This window comes from Polaromonas sp. P1_A2, assembly GCF_056406895.1.
In genome coordinates, this window is sequence record NZ_JBFTZI010000001.1 from 758,114 (window position 1) to 771,897 (window position 13,784).

The window sequence follows — 13,784 nt, forward strand, 5'->3', positions numbered from 1 at the left end:
GCCTTAAATGTATCGCGGCATGAAAAAAACGTGAAAAAAATGGACTTTAACGACCTGAAAATGAAAAAAGCACCGATATTCGGTGCTTTTTGCGAAGCTGAATGGTGTCTCAGGTGGGGACTTTTTTCAGCATTTCCAGGCCGATCTTGCCTTCGGCGATTTCGCGCAGGGCGGTCACGCCGGGCTTGTTCTTGCTTTCGATCTTGGGGGCATGGCCCTGGCTGAGCATGCGCGCGCGGTAGGTGGCGGCCAGCACCAGCTGGAAGCGGTTCGGGATTTTCTCGAGGCAATCTTCGACGGTAATGCGGGCCATGGTGATCTCCGGTGTGATCGATAAGGGAAAAAGCGCTGAAATCAGGGAATTTGAAGGGCCTGGAAGGTCTCGGCACGGGCGCGCCGCTGGGCCGAAAACTTGAGCCTCTGGGCATGCACAATGGTTTTCAGGTCGAAAACCGCCCGCTCAAACAACTCGTTGATTATAACGAAGTCGAATTCCCGGGCCTGGGCCATCTCCAGGGCGGCATTCTTGAGCCGCAATTCGATGACCTCAGGGCTGTCCTCGCCGCGCCGCTGCAGGCGGGAGCGCAATTCTTCCCAGCTGGGCGGCAGGATGAAGATCAGCACCGCATTGGAAAAAATCCGCTTGATGTTGATGGCACCCTGGAAGTCGATTTCCAGGATCACGTCGGCGCCGTGGGCCACCCGCTCTTCAATGGTCTGGCGCGAGGTGCCGTAGCGGTGGCCGTGCACATGGGCCCATTCCAGGAAGGCGTCGCGCGCCACCATGCCGTCGAATTCCTCGGGTGACAGGAAAAAGTACTCCCTGCCGTGTTTTTCCTGGCCGCGCGGTGGGCGGGTGGTGTGCGACACCGAGGGCTGGATACCTGAATCCAGTTCCATCAAGGCCTTGACCAGGCTGGATTTGCCCGCCCCGCTGGGGGCGGCCACGACAAATAGGTTTCCGGGATAGTCCATGCGTTCGGGGCGGTGAGTGCTTATATATATGAGGGGGTGGCCGGGGGCTATTCGATGTTCTGGACCTGCTCGCGGATCTGCTCGATCAGCACCTTCATGTCCACCGAAATACGGGTCAGCTCCAGCGACGCGGATTTGGAACCCAGTGTATTGGCTTCGCGGTGCAGCTCCTGGATCAGGAAATCCAGGCGCTTGCCGAGCTCGCCGCCGCTGGCCAGCAGGCGGTCGATTTCGTCGAGGTGCGACGACAGCCGGGTGATTTCTTCGGCCACGTCTATGCGTATGGCGAAGGCCGTGGCCTCGGTCAGGGCCCGGTCCTGGGCGATTTCCGGCAAGGTGCTGCCGTCCGACAGGGCCATGGCCTCTTTCCAGCGCTCCAGGAAGCGGTTTTTCTGCTGCTCCACCAGCTTGGGCACCATGGGCACCGCCAGCGCGGCCAGCGCGCGCAGCTGCGCGGTGCGGTCCAGCAGCATCTCGGCCAGGCGGGCACCCTCGCGTTCACGGGCGGCCATCAGCTCTTTCAGGGCTTTTTTGGCCAGCTTGAGCAGCCCTTCGCTGTAGTCGTGTGGTTTTTTGTCTTCATTCGTCGCAATTCTGAGAATATCTGCGACGCTCAACGCCCCGGCCTGCGGCAGCCAGGACTTGATGCTGTCCTCCAGCGAGCCCAGGCGCTGCAAGGTGGCCGAGGAGGGCGCGCGCAGGTTGCCCGACGAGGCGCTTTCCAGCGAAACCCGCACCTCGACCTTGCCGCGCTTGAGTTTGCCGGTCAGCAGTTCGCGCAGCGCCGGTTCGGCCTGCCGCAGCTCATCGGGCAGGCGGAAAGCCAGATCCAGGAAGCGGCTGTTGACGGAGCGTATTTCGACGCCCAGACGGGAGCTGGCGTCCGGGCCCGATTCAGTTTCCGGGGCGGATTGCGCCATGCTTGATTGCACGGTCGCATAACCCGTCATGCTGTAAACTGACATTTTTAGATACGCTTTACTAGACTAGAGAGAGAAACAAGACCCAGGTTGACATTGTCATGTCTGGGCAACCCCAAATTATGTCAAAGGTCAAGCCTGCACCATTGCCGCCCGACACCGTGATTGGTGGCTATCGTGTTGTGCGAAAGCTTTCGGCCGGGGGCTTCGGGGTAGTTTACTTGGCCGTCGACAACGAGGGCCAGCAGGTCGCCATCAAGGAATACCTGCCGTCTTCCCTGGCCAGCCGCTCGCCGGGCGAGCTGCTTCCCCAGGTCCAGCCCGAAAAACTCTCGCTGTACCGCCTCGGCCTCAAGAGCTTTTTTGAAGAAGGCCGCTCCCTCGCCCAGATTTCGCACGGTTCCGTGGTCAGCGTGCTGAACTTCTTCCGCGAGAACGAAACCGTCTACATGGTGATGAACTACCTGGAGGGCGGCACCCTGCAGGACTTCATCATCACGGCCCGCGAGCTCAAAAAGCAGAAGGTCTTTCGCGAATCGACCATACGCTCGCTGTTCGACGAGATCCTGCGCGGCCTTCGCATCGTGCACCAGCACAAGATGCTGCACCTGGACATCAAGCCCGCCAACATCTTCATCACCGACGACAACCGCGCCGTCATGATCGATTTCGGCGCCGCCCGCGAGGTGCTGAGCAAGGAAGGCAACTTCATCCGTCCCATGTACACGCCCGGCTTCGCCGCGCCCGAGATGTACCGCCGCGACTCCTCCATGGGCCCCTGGACCGATATTTACGCGATTGGCGCCTGCATTTACGCCACCATGCAGGGCTACCCGCCCAACGACGCGCCCCAGCGCCTTGAAAAAGACCGTCTGTCGCTTGCCCTGTCCCGGCTGCGCGGCGTCTATTCCGATAACCTCATTGAGGTTGTAGAGTGGTGCATGTCCCTCGATCCGCTGTCACGGCCCCAGTCGGTCTTCGCCCTGCAAAAAGAGCTGAGCCGGGAAGGCGAGCGCCGCTACACCAAGCTCACCGTCAGCGAAAAGGTTCGCCTGCAGTTTGACAACATGGTGTCCGACACCAAAAAATCCGCGCGCAAGGCCACCGGCTACGCGACCAAATTCAAATGAAATTCTCAGTCTTTCAGGTCAGCCGCAAAGGCGGGCGCGAAAAGAACGAAGACCGCATGGGCTATTGCTACACGCGCGAATCGGGCCTTTTCGTGCTGGCCGACGGCATGGGCGGCCATCCTGAAGGCGAGGTGGCGGCCCAGCTCGCCCTGCAGACCATCTCGGCGCTCTACCAGAAGGAAGCGCGCCCCGTCATTGAGGACACCACCGAATTCCTCTCCACCGCCCTGATGGCGGCGCACCACCAGATCATCCGCTACGCCAGCGAAAAAGGCATGCTGGACACGCCGCGCACCACACTGGTGGCCGCCATCCTGCAGGGCACGGGCGCCACCTGGGTGCACTGCGGCGATTCGCGCCTGTACGTCGTGCGCGACGGCGAACTGCTCACGCGCACACGCGACCATTCCTACCTTGAGCAGCAAAGCGCCGGCGTCATCAAGCTCGAGCGCATCAACCGCAACATCCTCTTCACCTGCCTGGGCTCGCCGACCAAGCCCGTCTTCGACGTCGCCGGCCCCGTCACTCTGCAGCAGGGCGACAAGCTGCTGCTGTGCTCCGACGGCCTCTGGGGCAGCCTCAGCGACGCCGAGATCGTGCGCCAGCTGGCCAGCAAGGGCGTGTCCGACGCGGTGCCCGACCTGGTCGAGAACGCCCTGCGCACCGGCGGCGAGCACAGCGACAACGTCACCGTGCTGGCCATGGAGTGGGAAACCCCCGACGCCTTCGAGTCCACCCGCGGCGTTTCCACCGACAGCATCATGGACGGCGTGTTCGCCTCCACCATCCAGGCCGGCGTGCTCGACTCGGTGGTCGACGACCTCGACGAGGCCACCATAGAGCGCTCCATCGCCGAGATCAACGAAGCCATACGCCGCTCGGCCGCCAGAAAAGCCTGATACCGGCGGCCTTTTTTCAGGTGCCGGCCGGCCATCCCGCTTTTTCCCTGTTTTTTCACTTCGCTGATCCCCCGGCGTTTTTGCCAGAAAGCCATTCCCATGAGCCAGTTTGAACGAAGCGGCGCGCGCGCCGCCGATGCCCTGCGCAGCGTGCGCATCACCCGCCACTACACCGCTTACGCCGAAGGCTCGGTGCTGATCGAGTTCGGCGGCACCAAGGTGCTGTGCACCGCCTCCGTCGAGGAAAAAGTCCCCGGCCACAAAAAAGGCAGCGGCGAAGGCTGGGTCACCGCCGAATACGGCATGCTGCCCCGCGCCACCCACACCCGCAGCGACCGCGAAGCCGCCCGCGGCAAACAAAGCGGCCGCACGCAGGAAATCCAGCGCCTGATAGGCCGCTCCATGCGTTCGGTATTTGACTTGAAGAAACTCGGTGAGCGCACCATCCACCTGGACTGCGACGTCATCCAGGCTGACGGCGGTACCCGCACCGCCAGCATCACCGGCGCCTTTGTCGCCGCGCAGGATGCGGTCAACACCCTGATCGCCGGCGGCAAGCTCACGCAAAGCCCCATCATCGACCACGTCGCCGCCATCTCGGTCGGCATCGTGCAGGGCACGCCGCTGCTGGACCTCGAATACACCGAAGACTCCGCCTGCGACACCGACATGAACGTCGTCATGACCGGCGCCGGCAATTACGTCGAAGTGCAGGGCACGGCCGAAGGAGCGGCCTTCTCGCGCAAGGAAATGGACGCGCTGCTGGTGCTCGCCGAAAAAGGCATCACCGAGCTGGTGGGCCTGCAAAAGCAGGCGCTGGCCGGTTGATTCGCCCGCCGCCCATGAAAAAAATCGTACTGGCCTCCAACAACCCCGGCAAGCTCGCCGAGCTCAAGGCCATGTTCGCGCCCCTGGGGCTGGAACTCGTGAGCCAGGCCGAGCTGGGCCTGCCCGAGGCCGAAGAGCCGTTTCGCACCTTTGTCGAAAATGCCCTCGCCAAGGCCCGCCAGGCTTCCCGCTTGAGCGGCCTGCCCGCGCTGGCCGACGACGCGGGCCTGTGCGTCGACGCCTTCGGCGGGCTGCCGGGCGTCGACACCGCTTTTTACGCCACGCGCTTCGGCTACACCAAGGGCGACGACAACAACGTCAAGGCCTTGCTTGAGCAGATGGCCCACCTGGTCCAACCCGCCCAGCGCCGCGCCGCGCTGGTCAGCACGCTGGTGGCCGTTCGCTCCGACAAAGACCCCGAGCCGCTGATCGCCTCCGGCCGCGTCGCCGGGCAGATCGCGCCGGCACCCGTGGGTGACAACGGTTTCGGCTTCGACCCCGTGATGTTCATCCCCGAGTTCGGCAAAACCTTTGCGCAGTTGCCCGTTGAGGTCAAGAACGCCAACAGCCATAGAGGCAAGGCCGCGCGCCGCATGATCGAACTCATGCGCGAGCAGTGGTTACCCACATCCTGAGGCCCGCCATGGCGCAGCAAGACATCCAGCACTACATGCGCAGCGGCACGCTGCAGCTGGCCGCGCTGCCGCCGCTGTCGCTCTACGTGCATCTGCCCTGGTGCATACGCAAGTGCCCCTATTGCGACTTCAATTCGCACGAAGCGGTGGGCGAAATGCCCGAGCAGCGCTATATAGACGCGGTCATTGCCGACCTCGAGGCCGCGCTGCCCCTGGTCTGGGGCCGCACCGTGCACAGCATCTTCATAGGCGGCGGCACGCCCAGCCTGTTTTCGCCGCAGGCCATAGACCGGCTGCTGGGCGACATACGCGCGCGCTTGAGGCTCGAAGCCGATTGCGAAATCACGCTTGAAGCCAATCCCGGCACCTTCGAGAAAGACCGCTTCAGGGCCTTTCGCGCCGCCGGCGTCACGCGCCTGTCCGTCGGGGTGCAAAGCTTTGACGACCAGCACCTCAAGGCCCTGGGCCGCGTGCACGACCGGGCCCAGGCCATCGCCGCGGTCGAGGAGGCCGCGCAGGCCTTTGACACCTTCAACCTCGACATCATGTACGCGCTGCCCGGCCAGACCATGGAAAGCCTGGAGCGCGACATGCGCCAGGCCCTGGCCCTGCAGCCGCCCCATATCTCCATCTACCACCTCACGATAGAGCCCAACACCTACTTCGCGAAATTCCCGCCCGTGGTGCCCGAGGAAGACACGGCCTACGCCATGCTCGACAAAATCACCGAGCTGACCGAGGCCGCGGGCCTGCGGCGCTATGAAGTCTCGGCCTATGCCAAGGCCGGCCACCCATGCTTTCACAACCTCAACTACTGGCAGTTCGGCGACTATCTGGGTATAGGTGCGGGCGCCCACAGCAAGCTCAGTTTTGCGCATCGCGTGGTGCGCCAGGTGCGCTTTCGCGAACCCAGGCTCTACATGGAAAAAGCCCTGGCCGGCGAAGCCGTCACGCAAGAGACCGAAGTCAGCCGTGCCGACCTGCCGTTTGAGTTCATGCTCAATGCGCTGCGCTTGCGCGAGGGCTTCAAGCTGCAGGACTTCACCGAAAAAACCGGCCTGCCCATCACCGCCATCCAGCAGGGCCTCGAAGAAGCCGAGCGCAAGGGGCTGATAGAACGCGACTTTGCGCGCGTCAAGCCCACCGAGCGCGGCTTTGATTTTTTGAACGACCTGCAGTCACTGTTCCTGGCCGGCTAACGCAAGGCCCGAATCGCATGGAAACTCCCGCCCTTATCTTCCTGGTTGTCAGCTGCGCCATCAGTTTCGGCCTGGGCCGGCTCTTTGTGCATTTCCGCGACAAGAAGCGCAAGAAGGCGGCCGAGGAGCGCGAAGCCCAGGCACTGCGCAACCGCCCGCCCGAACCCGAATCCCTCAACAAGGCCAAGCGCAAACGGCAGCTTCAGCAAGCCGCCAAAGGCAAGCGCTGATTCAGCGCATCGGTTGCGCGGGGCCCATCAACCGCAGCTGACCCGCGTCACACGGCCCGCGTCATCGACCGTGAGGTTGAGCCGCTCGGCGCTGAACTCCATGGTCACGACCTGGTTGGGCCTGAGCACCCGCACCGCCTTCGCGCCGGCGCGTGTGCGCGCCTCATTTTCAAGCGCGGCATCCGCATTGCGGCCCACAGCGAACTGGGCCGGGGCGGCGTTGCAGCGGGTTGAGACGGGGGCGGGATCGGCGGACTGGCCGGTGGCGGGGCTGCTGCCGCAGGCAGATAGCAGCAGAAAGGTGGTGGCGGCAAAAGCCGCAAGTATTGGCAGACGCATGATGAAGTTCTTTCGAAAGATAGCGGCTGGAGCCGATGCCGCGCGATTGGTTTGTCAAAACTTGCAAGGGTGTGCTCCTTAGCTGAGTATGAACAGAGATGGCAAGGCGGCATGGCCGCCACCCCAACAGGAAGCTACGCCAAATGCGCCGGCAAAGAGCTGAAGTATCACAAGGATGCAGGCTCCGAGTGCCGTCATGAACGAGCCAAACGACGACCCGCTAATTTCTCCTCAGCGATTGTTCTCTCCCTTGCCCTTGCGCCTATTGAGGATCTGGGCGTTTTACTTCGCGTGATCGAGATTTGACATGGGCCACAGTGCCGGCTTGCCGTCCAGGCCGGCGCGTAGGTTCTTGAGTTGTCCAAGCCTCTGAAGGGTGTAAACCGATACGCAGTGGTCAAGCACCGCGTCCGAGTTGCCCGCGCCGGCGGCGTCAAGCCAGCAGGTGCTGTCAACGTGCTGCTTCCATTTGGTCTGGGAATCGGCAAGGTCCTTCGCGTTAAATGCGGTGCGCCCCGACTCAGCCTCGCGTGCGATGGCTTTCACAACCGTGGTCATCTGAACATTCAACGCGGCCAATTCCCGTGCAAAGCACGCCCGCGCTTCAACCGAGCCTGGTGTTCCGACAAGCATGTCTGTACAGGACTCCACTCCCGCCTGCACTGCCGAACATGCGCATAGAGCAAACACTGTGACGAACTTTGAGAGCCTCATGTAGTTATACATTTCGCGTCCAATGAAGTTATTTGGTTGATGCGGGGGCGTCAATGAATGTGACGCGTCTGAGTGTATGCCGAGGAGGTTTGGCCATCGGATCGGTCGGGGCAGCAATGACGTCCATGGTCGTGGAAAAACTGAAGCGGCCCGTAGCTGAGAGGTGGGCCTAGTGCAGTGGCCCATAACGATGCGGTTAAACTACCCGACTCGGAAGCGTGGCAGAGCGGTTGAATGCAGCAGTCTTGAAAACTGCCGAGGATGCAAGTCCTCCGTGAGTTCGAATCTCACCGCTTCCGCCACTTTCAAATAAGTGGCACCGGCTTTAACGCCACCCCAATCGCACATGCCGACTCGGCCTCTCGGGGCTGCAACCGCAGCCCTGGTGCGCAGACATTCCCTGATTCGATAACAAGGCTCACGGCCCGCGCGGCGGCTGTCTTTGCCGGGGCCTGGTGGCTTGTGGGGACATTTCGGGCGCTTTCGCCTCATTTGCGTGGTTTTTTTGCAGGACTGCGTCCGACGGACGATTTGCAACCAAAAAGCCTCACCAAATAGCGCTTGGGACGGGCAAAGTACGCCTTATGTTTCCAATGCAACAAACAGACCCGAAAAAACGGAATTATTTCCTGGAACTATTCCCGCCCAATTCTGAAAACCTTTTTCAGGGCAGTGACGAGAAGCGTGGGCAGGGCCATCATAGAAACATTCCGTTACAGCGTAGAAGGACGCCCTAAATCCTATGACAGTTCCTGCTTTCCACCCCGAAGTCGCCGAGAAGGTGGCTACCGCTTTTGTCAAGGCAACCGGAGCCCGCTGGTCCTTTCCGCGGGTCGATATGCAGGACAAGGGCACTTTCATGTTGATCAGCGTCGATGCGGTATCGCCCGAGGTCCGGGAGGTGGCGCTTCCGGTCAAGGAGTCGATCACGCTGGCGCTCAACGAGGTCATTCCCTCTCATCCGTCGCAAAAGTTCGGCAACTGGATGGTGGTGTTTTTCCACGAGGGCAAGATGTACGAAACCGTGCATCCCAGCGAATTCCACACCTGAGTTCGCTGGCGTGAGCCTTCAAGCCGCCCCGGTGGCACCGCGGCGGCCGCCCCCGCTTCAAGCGGTTTCGGCCTGGTTTTGCTGCAACATGCCCCGGGTTTCGATAAAGCTGATCACCTCGGCCAGGCCGGCCTGGGTTTTAAGGTTTGTCATTACAAATGGTTTCAAACCCTTGGCCGTGGTGCGCATGCGGATGGTGTCTTTTTTCATGACCTCGAGATCTGCGCCCACATAAGGCGCCAGGTCGGTCTTGTTGATCACAAACAAGTCGCTTTTTGTGATACCGGGGCCGCCCTTGCGCGGAATCTTCTCGCCAGCCGCCACGTCGATCACATAAATCGTCAAATCGCTCAATTCGGGGCTGAAGGTGGCGGCCAGGTTGTCGCCGCCGGATTCAACGAACACGACGTCGGCATCGGGAAAATCCACCAGCATGCGGTCTATGGCCTCCAGGTTGATGGAGGCGTCCTCGCGAATCGCGGTGTGCGGGCAGCCGCCGGTCTCCACGCCCATGATGCGTTCGGCCGCCAGCGCGCCGCTCACGGTCAGCAGGCGCTGGTCTTCCTTGGTGTAAATGTCGTTGGTGATCGCGACCAGGTCGTACTTGGCCTTCATGGCCTTGCACAGCATTTCGAGCAGCGTGGTCTTGCCGGAACCTACCGGCCCGCCTATGCCCACGCGCAGGGGCGGAAGTTTTTTGCGGCGGTTGGCGATATGGTGCAAGCTCATGGGAATACCTTGAAAAAGAAGATAGGCGGTGTCAATCGGCTCAGGAGCGGAACAGCCGTGAATACTGGGTTTCGTGGCGGGCCGACAAAATCGCCAGCATGGGGGAAAAAGCCTGGCGCTCGCTGTCCGGCAGGCGCAGCGCCGCTTCCACGGCGGGCGGTATGTCGCGGCTCAGCCTGGCCAGTATGCGCTGGCCGGCGCTTTGGCCCAGGGGCACGGACTTGATCGCGGCCTGCATCATGTTCTCGGCCCAGCCAAAAGCGTAGGCCAGCAGGCAGTCGCGCACGCCGGCTTCGGTCTGTGAGGCCGCCAGCGCAAAGGTCACGGGGTAGGTCGGCTGCAGCGCGGCGCAGGCGTCGATGTGCGTGGCGCTGGCCCCTTCATGGTTGCGCAGCCATTCGAGCAGCGAGCGGCCCATTTGTTCGGTTTGGGCGCGCAGCTCGCTGGTCTCGCGGGTTTGCAGCAGCCAGGCATTCAGGCCTGCGATGCGCGCCAGCCTGCCTTCGCGCCAGGCTGGAATGGCCTGGGCAATCACCGCCAGGTCGCCGCGGGCCAGGGCCAAATGGAGCTGGTCGCTGAGCCAGCTTGCGGCCTGGCTTTCCGTCGTGACCTCGCCGCATTCGACAGCAGCTTCCAGGCCTTCTGAATACGAGAAGCCGCCCACCGGCAAGGCGGGCGAGGCCAGCCAGATCAGCTGCAGCAGGCTGGACGCCGCAAGCTGTTCCGTAGGGGCTGCGGGCGGTGCGGGCGCGTCCACGGCAAGCCTAGTGGCTATGGGGTTTGTGCTTGTGGACCTGGACGGCCACGGGTTTGGCCCCATGCGCGTGGTCATGGTCGTGGTCATCATGGCCATGGTTGCAGCCTGGCCCGTGCACATGGGGTGCCGGCGCGGCGGCCGCGGCAACAGCTTCTTGGCTGTGCTGCTGTTCACCGTGGCCATGGCCATGGTCGTGCCCATGCCCATGGCCGGCAGAGCTGTAGGCGCCGCCCTCGGGTTCAAAGGCTTCTTCAGCCTCATTCACGATCAGGTGCATGGCGCGCAGCATGTCGGCCAGCACGTGGTCGGGTTCTATCTTGAGGTGGTCGGGCTTGAGCTCTATCGGCACGTGCCGGTTGCCCAGGTGGTAGGCCGCGCGCGTCAGGTCAAAAGGCGAGCCGTGCGAGGCACAGGCCGTGATGCGCAGCACCGGCTGCGGCGCGGCAATCACCCTGACCATGGAGCCGTCCTCGGCCAGGAGCACATCGCCGCCGCGCACCAGCGTGCCGCGCGGCAGGAACACGCCCAGCTGGCGGCCCTGCGAGTCGGTCGCGTCAAAGCGGCTTTTCTGGCGCACGTCCCAGTCGAGCTCGACGGTGGCGGCGCGTTTGACGAGCACGGGGGCCAGGCCCGCGCCCTGAGAAATCACTTTGGAAACCTGAAGCATGAGGCCTTCACAGCAAAGATTGGGAACAAGACTTAAAACAGGAAATACCGCTGCGTCATCGGCAGGCTGGTCGCCGGCTCGCAGCCCAGCAGCTGGCCGTCGGCGCGCACCAGGTAGGTCTGGGCATCAACTTCCATCCTGGGCAGGTAGGCATTGTGGACCATGTGCTGCTTGCGCACGCCGCGCACGTTCTTCACCGCGCTCAGGGTCTTGGCCAGGCCGAAGCGCTCCTTGACGCCGGCATTCAGCCCGGCCTGCGAGACAAAGGTCAGGGAGCCCCTGGCGATGGCGCCGCCGAAGGCGCCGAACTGCGGGCGGTAATGCACCGGCTGCGGCGTGGGGATGGAGGCGTTCGGGTCGCCCATGGCCGCCATGGCGATAAAGCCGCCCTTGAGGATGACTGAGGGCTTGATGCCGAAAAAGGCCGGTTTCCAGACCACCAGGTCGGCCCACTTGCCCAGCTCGACCGAGCCGACCTCGTGCGAGATGCCGTGGGCGATCGCCGGGTTGATGGTGTATTTGCTGATGTAGCGCTTGGCGCGGAAGTTGTCGTGGCGCTCGCTGTCGCCGGGCAGCTTGCCGCGCTGCAGCTTCATCTTGTGCGCGGTCTGCCAGGTGCGGATGATGACCTCGCCGACGCGGCCCATGGCCTGGCTGTCGGAGCTGAACATGCTGATCGCGCCCAGGTCGTGCAGCACGTCTTCGGCGGCGATGGTTTCCTTGCGGATGCGGCTCTCGGCAAAAGCCAGGTCCTCGGCGATGCCGGCGTCCAGGTGGTGGCACACCATCAGCATGTCGACGTGTTCGTCGAGTGTGTTGACGGTGTAGGGCATGGTCGGGTTGGTGGAGGAGGGCAGGAAGTTCTCCTCGCCCACCACGCGCAGGATGTCGGGCGCATGGCCGCCGCCCGCGCCCTCGGTGTGGAAGGCGCACAGGCTTCGGCCCTTGGTCGCGGCAATCGTGTTCTCGACGAAGCCCGACTCGTTGAGCGTGTCGCTGTGGATGGCCACTTGCGTGTCGGTGGCTTCGGCCACGTCCAGGCAGTTGCTGATGGCTGCGGGCGTGGTGCCCCAGTCCTCGTGCAGCTTCAGGCCAATCACGCCGGCGTTGATCTGCTCGTGCAGCGCGGCGGGCAGGCTGGCATTGCCCTTGCCGAGAAAGCCCAGGTTCATCGGGAAGGCGTCGGCCGCCTGCAGCATGCGCTCGATGTTCCAGGGGCCGGGTGTGCAGGTGGTGGCGAAGGTGCCGGTGGCAGGGCCCGTGCCGCCGCCCAGCATGGTGGTGATGCCCGAGGTCAGCGCCTCCTCGATCTGCTGCGGGCAGATGAAGTGGATGTGCGAATCGATGCCGCCGGCGGTGACTATCATGCCTTCGCAGCTGATGATCTCGGTGCCCGGGCCTATGATCATGTCGACGCCGGGCTGGGTGTCGGGGTTGCCGGCCTTGCCGATGGCGGCGATGCGCCCGCCCTTGAGGCCTATGTCGGCCTTGACGATGCCCCAGTGGTCGATGATGAGCGCATTCGTCATCACGCAGTCCATGGCGCCTTCGGCCCGCGTCTTTTGCGACTGGGCCATGCCGTCGCGTATCGTCTTGCCGCCGCCGAACTTGACTTCCTCGCCGTAGCTGCCGGCGCGCAAGGTGTAGTCGGCCTCGACTTCGACCAGCAGCTCGGTATCGGCCAGGCGCAGGCGGTCACCGACCGTGGGGCCGAACATTTCCGCGTAGGCGCGGCGTCCAATCGTTGCCATCAGAGCTTTCCTTGTACGAGGCCGCGAAAGCCGTAAACCGTGCGGTCGCCCGCGAATTCCACGAGTTCCACCGTGCGCTGCTGGCCCGGCTCAAAACGCACGGCCGTGCCCGAGGCGATGTTCAGCCGCATGCCGCGCGCCGCGTCGCGGTCAAAGCCGAGCGCGCCGTTGGTTTCGGCGAAGTGGTAATGCGAGCCGACCTGTATGGGCCGGTCGGCCGTGTTCTGCACAACCACGGTCAGCGTGCGCCGACCCGCGTTGAGCACATGGTCGGGGCCGTCGGTGATGAGTTCGCCGGGAATCATGGCGCGCCTTCAGGCCAGCTGGGCCAGCAGGGTCACGCCGAAGACGGCGACGACTGCGCCGGCTGCGCGCGGCAGCCAGGCGTTGGCGCTGCGCAGCGCCCAGCCGGCGCCCAGGCCCGCCAGGTGCAGCAGCACGGTGGCGGCCAGCATGCCCGAGAGGGTGGCCCAGGCGCTGGGCGCCCCGGCCAGTTCATAACCGTGGGCCAGGCCGTGAAAGACGGCGAACACGCCGACGATGAGCGCGGCCGCGATGCCGGGCACATGCCAGCGCGTGGCGACCAGCAGGCCGGTGACCAGCAGCGAGGCCGCGATCATGGGCTCGACCGCCGGGATCTGCACACCCTGCAGGCCCAGCAGCGCACCCGCCAGCAGCATGCCGGCAAAGCCCAGCGGGCCCCACAGCAGTTCAGGGCCGGCGCGGCGCGCGGCCAGCGCGCTCCACAGGCCCACGGCCACCATGGCCGCCAGATGGTCCATGCCGGTCAGCGGGTGCAGAAAGCCGGTGAAAAAATCCAGGTGCGCGTGGCCGTCCACGCCGGTGTGCGCGAAGGCCGCCGCGGGCAGCGCGGCCGCCAGGGCCAGCAAGGCGCGCAATGCGCGGGGCGAGGGCAGGGCAAAAAAACTCACGGCAATCTCCTGTGGGGTGGATGTTGTG

General features: G+C 63.6%; 19 protein-coding genes and 1 tRNA gene. 9 read left to right on the top strand and 11 right to left on the bottom strand.

The window, feature by feature from the left end; all coding sequences use genetic code 11:
• Positions 1-109: 109 nt before the first annotated feature.
• Genes rpoZ through AC1D09_RS03570 form a run of 3 tightly spaced genes read right to left on the bottom strand, consistent with a single transcriptional unit; the run spans position 110 to position 1,940 of the window.
• On the bottom strand, positions 110-313 hold the full coding sequence (gene rpoZ / locus AC1D09_RS03560; RefSeq protein WP_007874743.1) for a DNA-directed RNA polymerase subunit omega: 204 nt from the start codon (positions 311-313) through the stop codon (positions 110-112).
• A gap of 41 nt (positions 314-354) precedes the next feature.
• Complete coding sequence (gene gmk / locus AC1D09_RS03565; protein WP_074576638.1) at positions 355-975, bottom strand: guanylate kinase; 621 nt, start codon at positions 973-975, stop codon at positions 355-357.
• A 47-nt stretch (positions 976-1,022) separates the two neighbouring features.
• A complete protein-coding gene (locus AC1D09_RS03570; RefSeq protein ID WP_477662320.1) occupies positions 1,023-1,940 on the bottom strand; it encodes a YicC/YloC family endoribonuclease in 918 nt (305 codons plus the stop codon).
• Between the two features lie 77 nt (positions 1,941-2,017).
• On the opposite strand from AC1D09_RS03570, the gene AC1D09_RS03575 reads away from it, so the two are divergent.
• The 6 genes from AC1D09_RS03575 (at position 2,018) to AC1D09_RS03600 (ending at position 6,816) form a co-directional block, all read left to right on the top strand.
• Positions 2,018-3,025, top strand: a complete 1,008-nt coding sequence (locus tag AC1D09_RS03575; RefSeq protein WP_007874747.1) for a serine/threonine protein kinase — start codon at positions 2,018-2,020, stop codon at positions 3,023-3,025.
• Entirely contained in the window at positions 3,022-3,924 is a 903-nt protein-coding gene (locus tag AC1D09_RS03580; protein WP_007874749.1) for a PP2C family protein-serine/threonine phosphatase, read from the top strand. The genes AC1D09_RS03575 and AC1D09_RS03580 overlap by 4 nt, the downstream gene beginning before the upstream one ends.
• A gap of 99 nt (positions 3,925-4,023) precedes the next feature.
• Positions 4,024-4,752 (top strand): ribonuclease PH, encoded by a 729-nt coding sequence (gene rph, locus AC1D09_RS03585; protein ID WP_477662319.1) that lies wholly within the window; start codon positions 4,024-4,026, stop codon positions 4,750-4,752.
• A gap of 14 nt (positions 4,753-4,766) precedes the next feature.
• Positions 4,767-5,387 carry an RdgB/HAM1 family non-canonical purine NTP pyrophosphatase gene (rdgB, locus tag AC1D09_RS03590; RefSeq protein ID WP_477662318.1) on the top strand — a complete coding sequence of 207 codons (621 nt, stop codon included), beginning with the start codon at positions 4,767-4,769 and terminating at the stop codon, positions 5,385-5,387.
• A gap of 8 nt (positions 5,388-5,395) precedes the next feature.
• The gene (gene hemW / locus AC1D09_RS03595) at positions 5,396-6,586 is read left to right on the top strand and encodes a radical SAM family heme chaperone HemW (RefSeq protein ID WP_477700934.1); all 1,191 of its coding nucleotides are present in this window, start codon (positions 5,396-5,398) and stop codon (positions 6,584-6,586) included.
• Between the two features lie 17 nt (positions 6,587-6,603).
• The gene (locus AC1D09_RS03600; protein ID WP_007874753.1) at positions 6,604-6,816 is read left to right on the top strand and encodes a hypothetical protein; all 213 of its coding nucleotides are present in this window, start codon (positions 6,604-6,606) and stop codon (positions 6,814-6,816) included.
• A 27-nt stretch (positions 6,817-6,843) separates the two neighbouring features.
• Here the strand turns inward: AC1D09_RS03600 and AC1D09_RS03605 are convergent, their stop codons facing one another.
• Positions 6,844-7,155 (bottom strand): I78 family peptidase inhibitor, encoded by a 312-nt coding sequence (locus tag AC1D09_RS03605; protein ID WP_477662316.1) that lies wholly within the window; start codon positions 7,153-7,155, stop codon positions 6,844-6,846.
• A gap of 111 nt (positions 7,156-7,266) precedes the next feature.
• On the opposite strand from AC1D09_RS03605, the gene AC1D09_RS03610 reads away from it, so the two are divergent.
• Positions 7,267-7,461 carry a hypothetical protein gene (locus tag AC1D09_RS03610; protein ID WP_477662315.1) on the top strand — a complete coding sequence of 65 codons (195 nt, stop codon included), beginning with the start codon at positions 7,267-7,269 and terminating at the stop codon, positions 7,459-7,461.
• Here AC1D09_RS03610 and AC1D09_RS03615 read toward each other — a convergent pair.
• Positions 7,438-7,788, bottom strand: coding sequence for a lysozyme inhibitor LprI family protein (locus AC1D09_RS03615; protein WP_477662314.1), 351 nt, complete (start codon positions 7,786-7,788; stop codon positions 7,438-7,440). The two genes, AC1D09_RS03610 and AC1D09_RS03615, sit on opposite strands and share 24 nt — an antisense overlap.
• 293 nt (positions 7,789-8,081) lie before the next feature.
• Here AC1D09_RS03615 and AC1D09_RS03620 point away from each other — a divergent pair.
• Together AC1D09_RS03620 and AC1D09_RS03625 are read left to right on the top strand one after the other, a co-directional pair.
• A tRNA-Ser gene (locus tag AC1D09_RS03620) sits at positions 8,082-8,171 on the top strand.
• Between the two features lie 440 nt (positions 8,172-8,611).
• Positions 8,612-8,920, top strand: a complete 309-nt coding sequence (locus AC1D09_RS03625; RefSeq protein ID WP_007874756.1) for a hypothetical protein — start codon at positions 8,612-8,614, stop codon at positions 8,918-8,920.
• Between the two features lie 57 nt (positions 8,921-8,977).
• Here the strand turns inward: AC1D09_RS03625 and ureG are convergent, their stop codons facing one another.
• From ureG to AC1D09_RS03655, 6 genes are read right to left on the bottom strand one after another with little or no spacing between them, the layout of a single operon-like run.
• A complete protein-coding gene (gene ureG / locus AC1D09_RS03630) occupies positions 8,978-9,649 on the bottom strand; it encodes an urease accessory protein UreG (protein ID WP_477662313.1) in 672 nt (223 codons plus the stop codon).
• Positions 9,650-9,689: 40 nt separating this feature from the next.
• A complete protein-coding gene (locus AC1D09_RS03635; RefSeq protein ID WP_477662312.1) occupies positions 9,690-10,406 on the bottom strand; it encodes an urease accessory protein UreF in 717 nt (238 codons plus the stop codon).
• A 7-nt stretch (positions 10,407-10,413) separates the two neighbouring features.
• Complete coding sequence (gene ureE / locus AC1D09_RS03640; RefSeq protein WP_477662311.1) at positions 10,414-11,073, bottom strand: urease accessory protein UreE; 660 nt, start codon at positions 11,071-11,073, stop codon at positions 10,414-10,416.
• A 32-nt stretch (positions 11,074-11,105) separates the two neighbouring features.
• Positions 11,106-12,824: an urease subunit alpha gene (ureC, locus tag AC1D09_RS03645; RefSeq protein WP_477662310.1), complete on the bottom strand. Its 1,719-nt coding sequence runs from the start codon at positions 12,822-12,824 to the stop codon at positions 11,106-11,108.
• Positions 12,824-13,129 carry an urease subunit beta gene (locus tag AC1D09_RS03650; protein WP_477662309.1) on the bottom strand — a complete coding sequence of 102 codons (306 nt, stop codon included), beginning with the start codon at positions 13,127-13,129 and terminating at the stop codon, positions 12,824-12,826. Before AC1D09_RS03650 ends, ureC begins: the two co-directional genes overlap by 1 nt.
• A 9-nt stretch (positions 13,130-13,138) precedes the next feature.
• Positions 13,139-13,756 carry a HupE/UreJ family protein gene (locus AC1D09_RS03655; RefSeq protein WP_477662308.1) on the bottom strand — a complete coding sequence of 206 codons (618 nt, stop codon included), beginning with the start codon at positions 13,754-13,756 and terminating at the stop codon, positions 13,139-13,141.
• Between the last annotated feature and the right edge of the window lie 28 nt (positions 13,757-13,784).

Excerpts from the sequence above, each read along its gene's own strand:
- rpoZ (WP_007874743.1), bottom strand. The coding sequence starts at position 313 with ATGGCCCGCATTACCGTCGAAGATTGCCTCGAGAAAATCCCGAACCGC.
- gmk (WP_074576638.1), bottom strand. The coding sequence starts at position 975 with ATGGACTATCCCGGAAACCTATTTGTCGTGGCCGCCCCCAGCGGGGCG.
- AC1D09_RS03570 (WP_477662320.1), bottom strand. The coding sequence starts at position 1,940 with ATGTCAGTTTACAGCATGACGGGTTATGCGACCGTGCAATCAAGCATG.
- AC1D09_RS03575 (WP_007874747.1), top strand. The coding sequence starts at position 2,018 with ATGTCAAAGGTCAAGCCTGCACCATTGCCGCCCGACACCGTGATTGGT.
- AC1D09_RS03580 (WP_007874749.1), top strand. The coding sequence starts at position 3,022 with ATGAAATTCTCAGTCTTTCAGGTCAGCCGCAAAGGCGGGCGCGAAAAG.
- rph (WP_477662319.1), top strand. The coding sequence starts at position 4,024 with ATGAGCCAGTTTGAACGAAGCGGCGCGCGCGCCGCCGATGCCCTGCGC.
- rdgB (WP_477662318.1), top strand. The coding sequence starts at position 4,767 with ATGAAAAAAATCGTACTGGCCTCCAACAACCCCGGCAAGCTCGCCGAG.
- hemW (WP_477700934.1), top strand. The coding sequence starts at position 5,396 with ATGGCGCAGCAAGACATCCAGCACTACATGCGCAGCGGCACGCTGCAG.
- AC1D09_RS03600 (WP_007874753.1), top strand. The coding sequence starts at position 6,604 with ATGGAAACTCCCGCCCTTATCTTCCTGGTTGTCAGCTGCGCCATCAGT.
- AC1D09_RS03605 (WP_477662316.1), bottom strand. The coding sequence starts at position 7,155 with ATGCGTCTGCCAATACTTGCGGCTTTTGCCGCCACCACCTTTCTGCTG.
- AC1D09_RS03610 (WP_477662315.1), top strand. The coding sequence starts at position 7,267 with ATGGCCGCCACCCCAACAGGAAGCTACGCCAAATGCGCCGGCAAAGAG.
- AC1D09_RS03615 (WP_477662314.1), bottom strand. The coding sequence starts at position 7,788 with ATGCTTGTCGGAACACCAGGCTCGGTTGAAGCGCGGGCGTGCTTTGCA.
- AC1D09_RS03625 (WP_007874756.1), top strand. The coding sequence starts at position 8,612 with ATGACAGTTCCTGCTTTCCACCCCGAAGTCGCCGAGAAGGTGGCTACC.
- ureG (WP_477662313.1), bottom strand. The coding sequence starts at position 9,649 with ATGAGCTTGCACCATATCGCCAACCGCCGCAAAAAACTTCCGCCCCTG.
- ureE (WP_477662311.1), bottom strand. The coding sequence starts at position 11,073 with ATGCTTCAGGTTTCCAAAGTGATTTCTCAGGGCGCGGGCCTGGCCCCC.
- ureC (WP_477662310.1), bottom strand. The coding sequence starts at position 12,824 with ATGGCAACGATTGGACGCCGCGCCTACGCGGAAATGTTCGGCCCCACG.
- AC1D09_RS03650 (WP_477662309.1), bottom strand. The coding sequence starts at position 13,129 with ATGATTCCCGGCGAACTCATCACCGACGGCCCCGACCATGTGCTCAAC.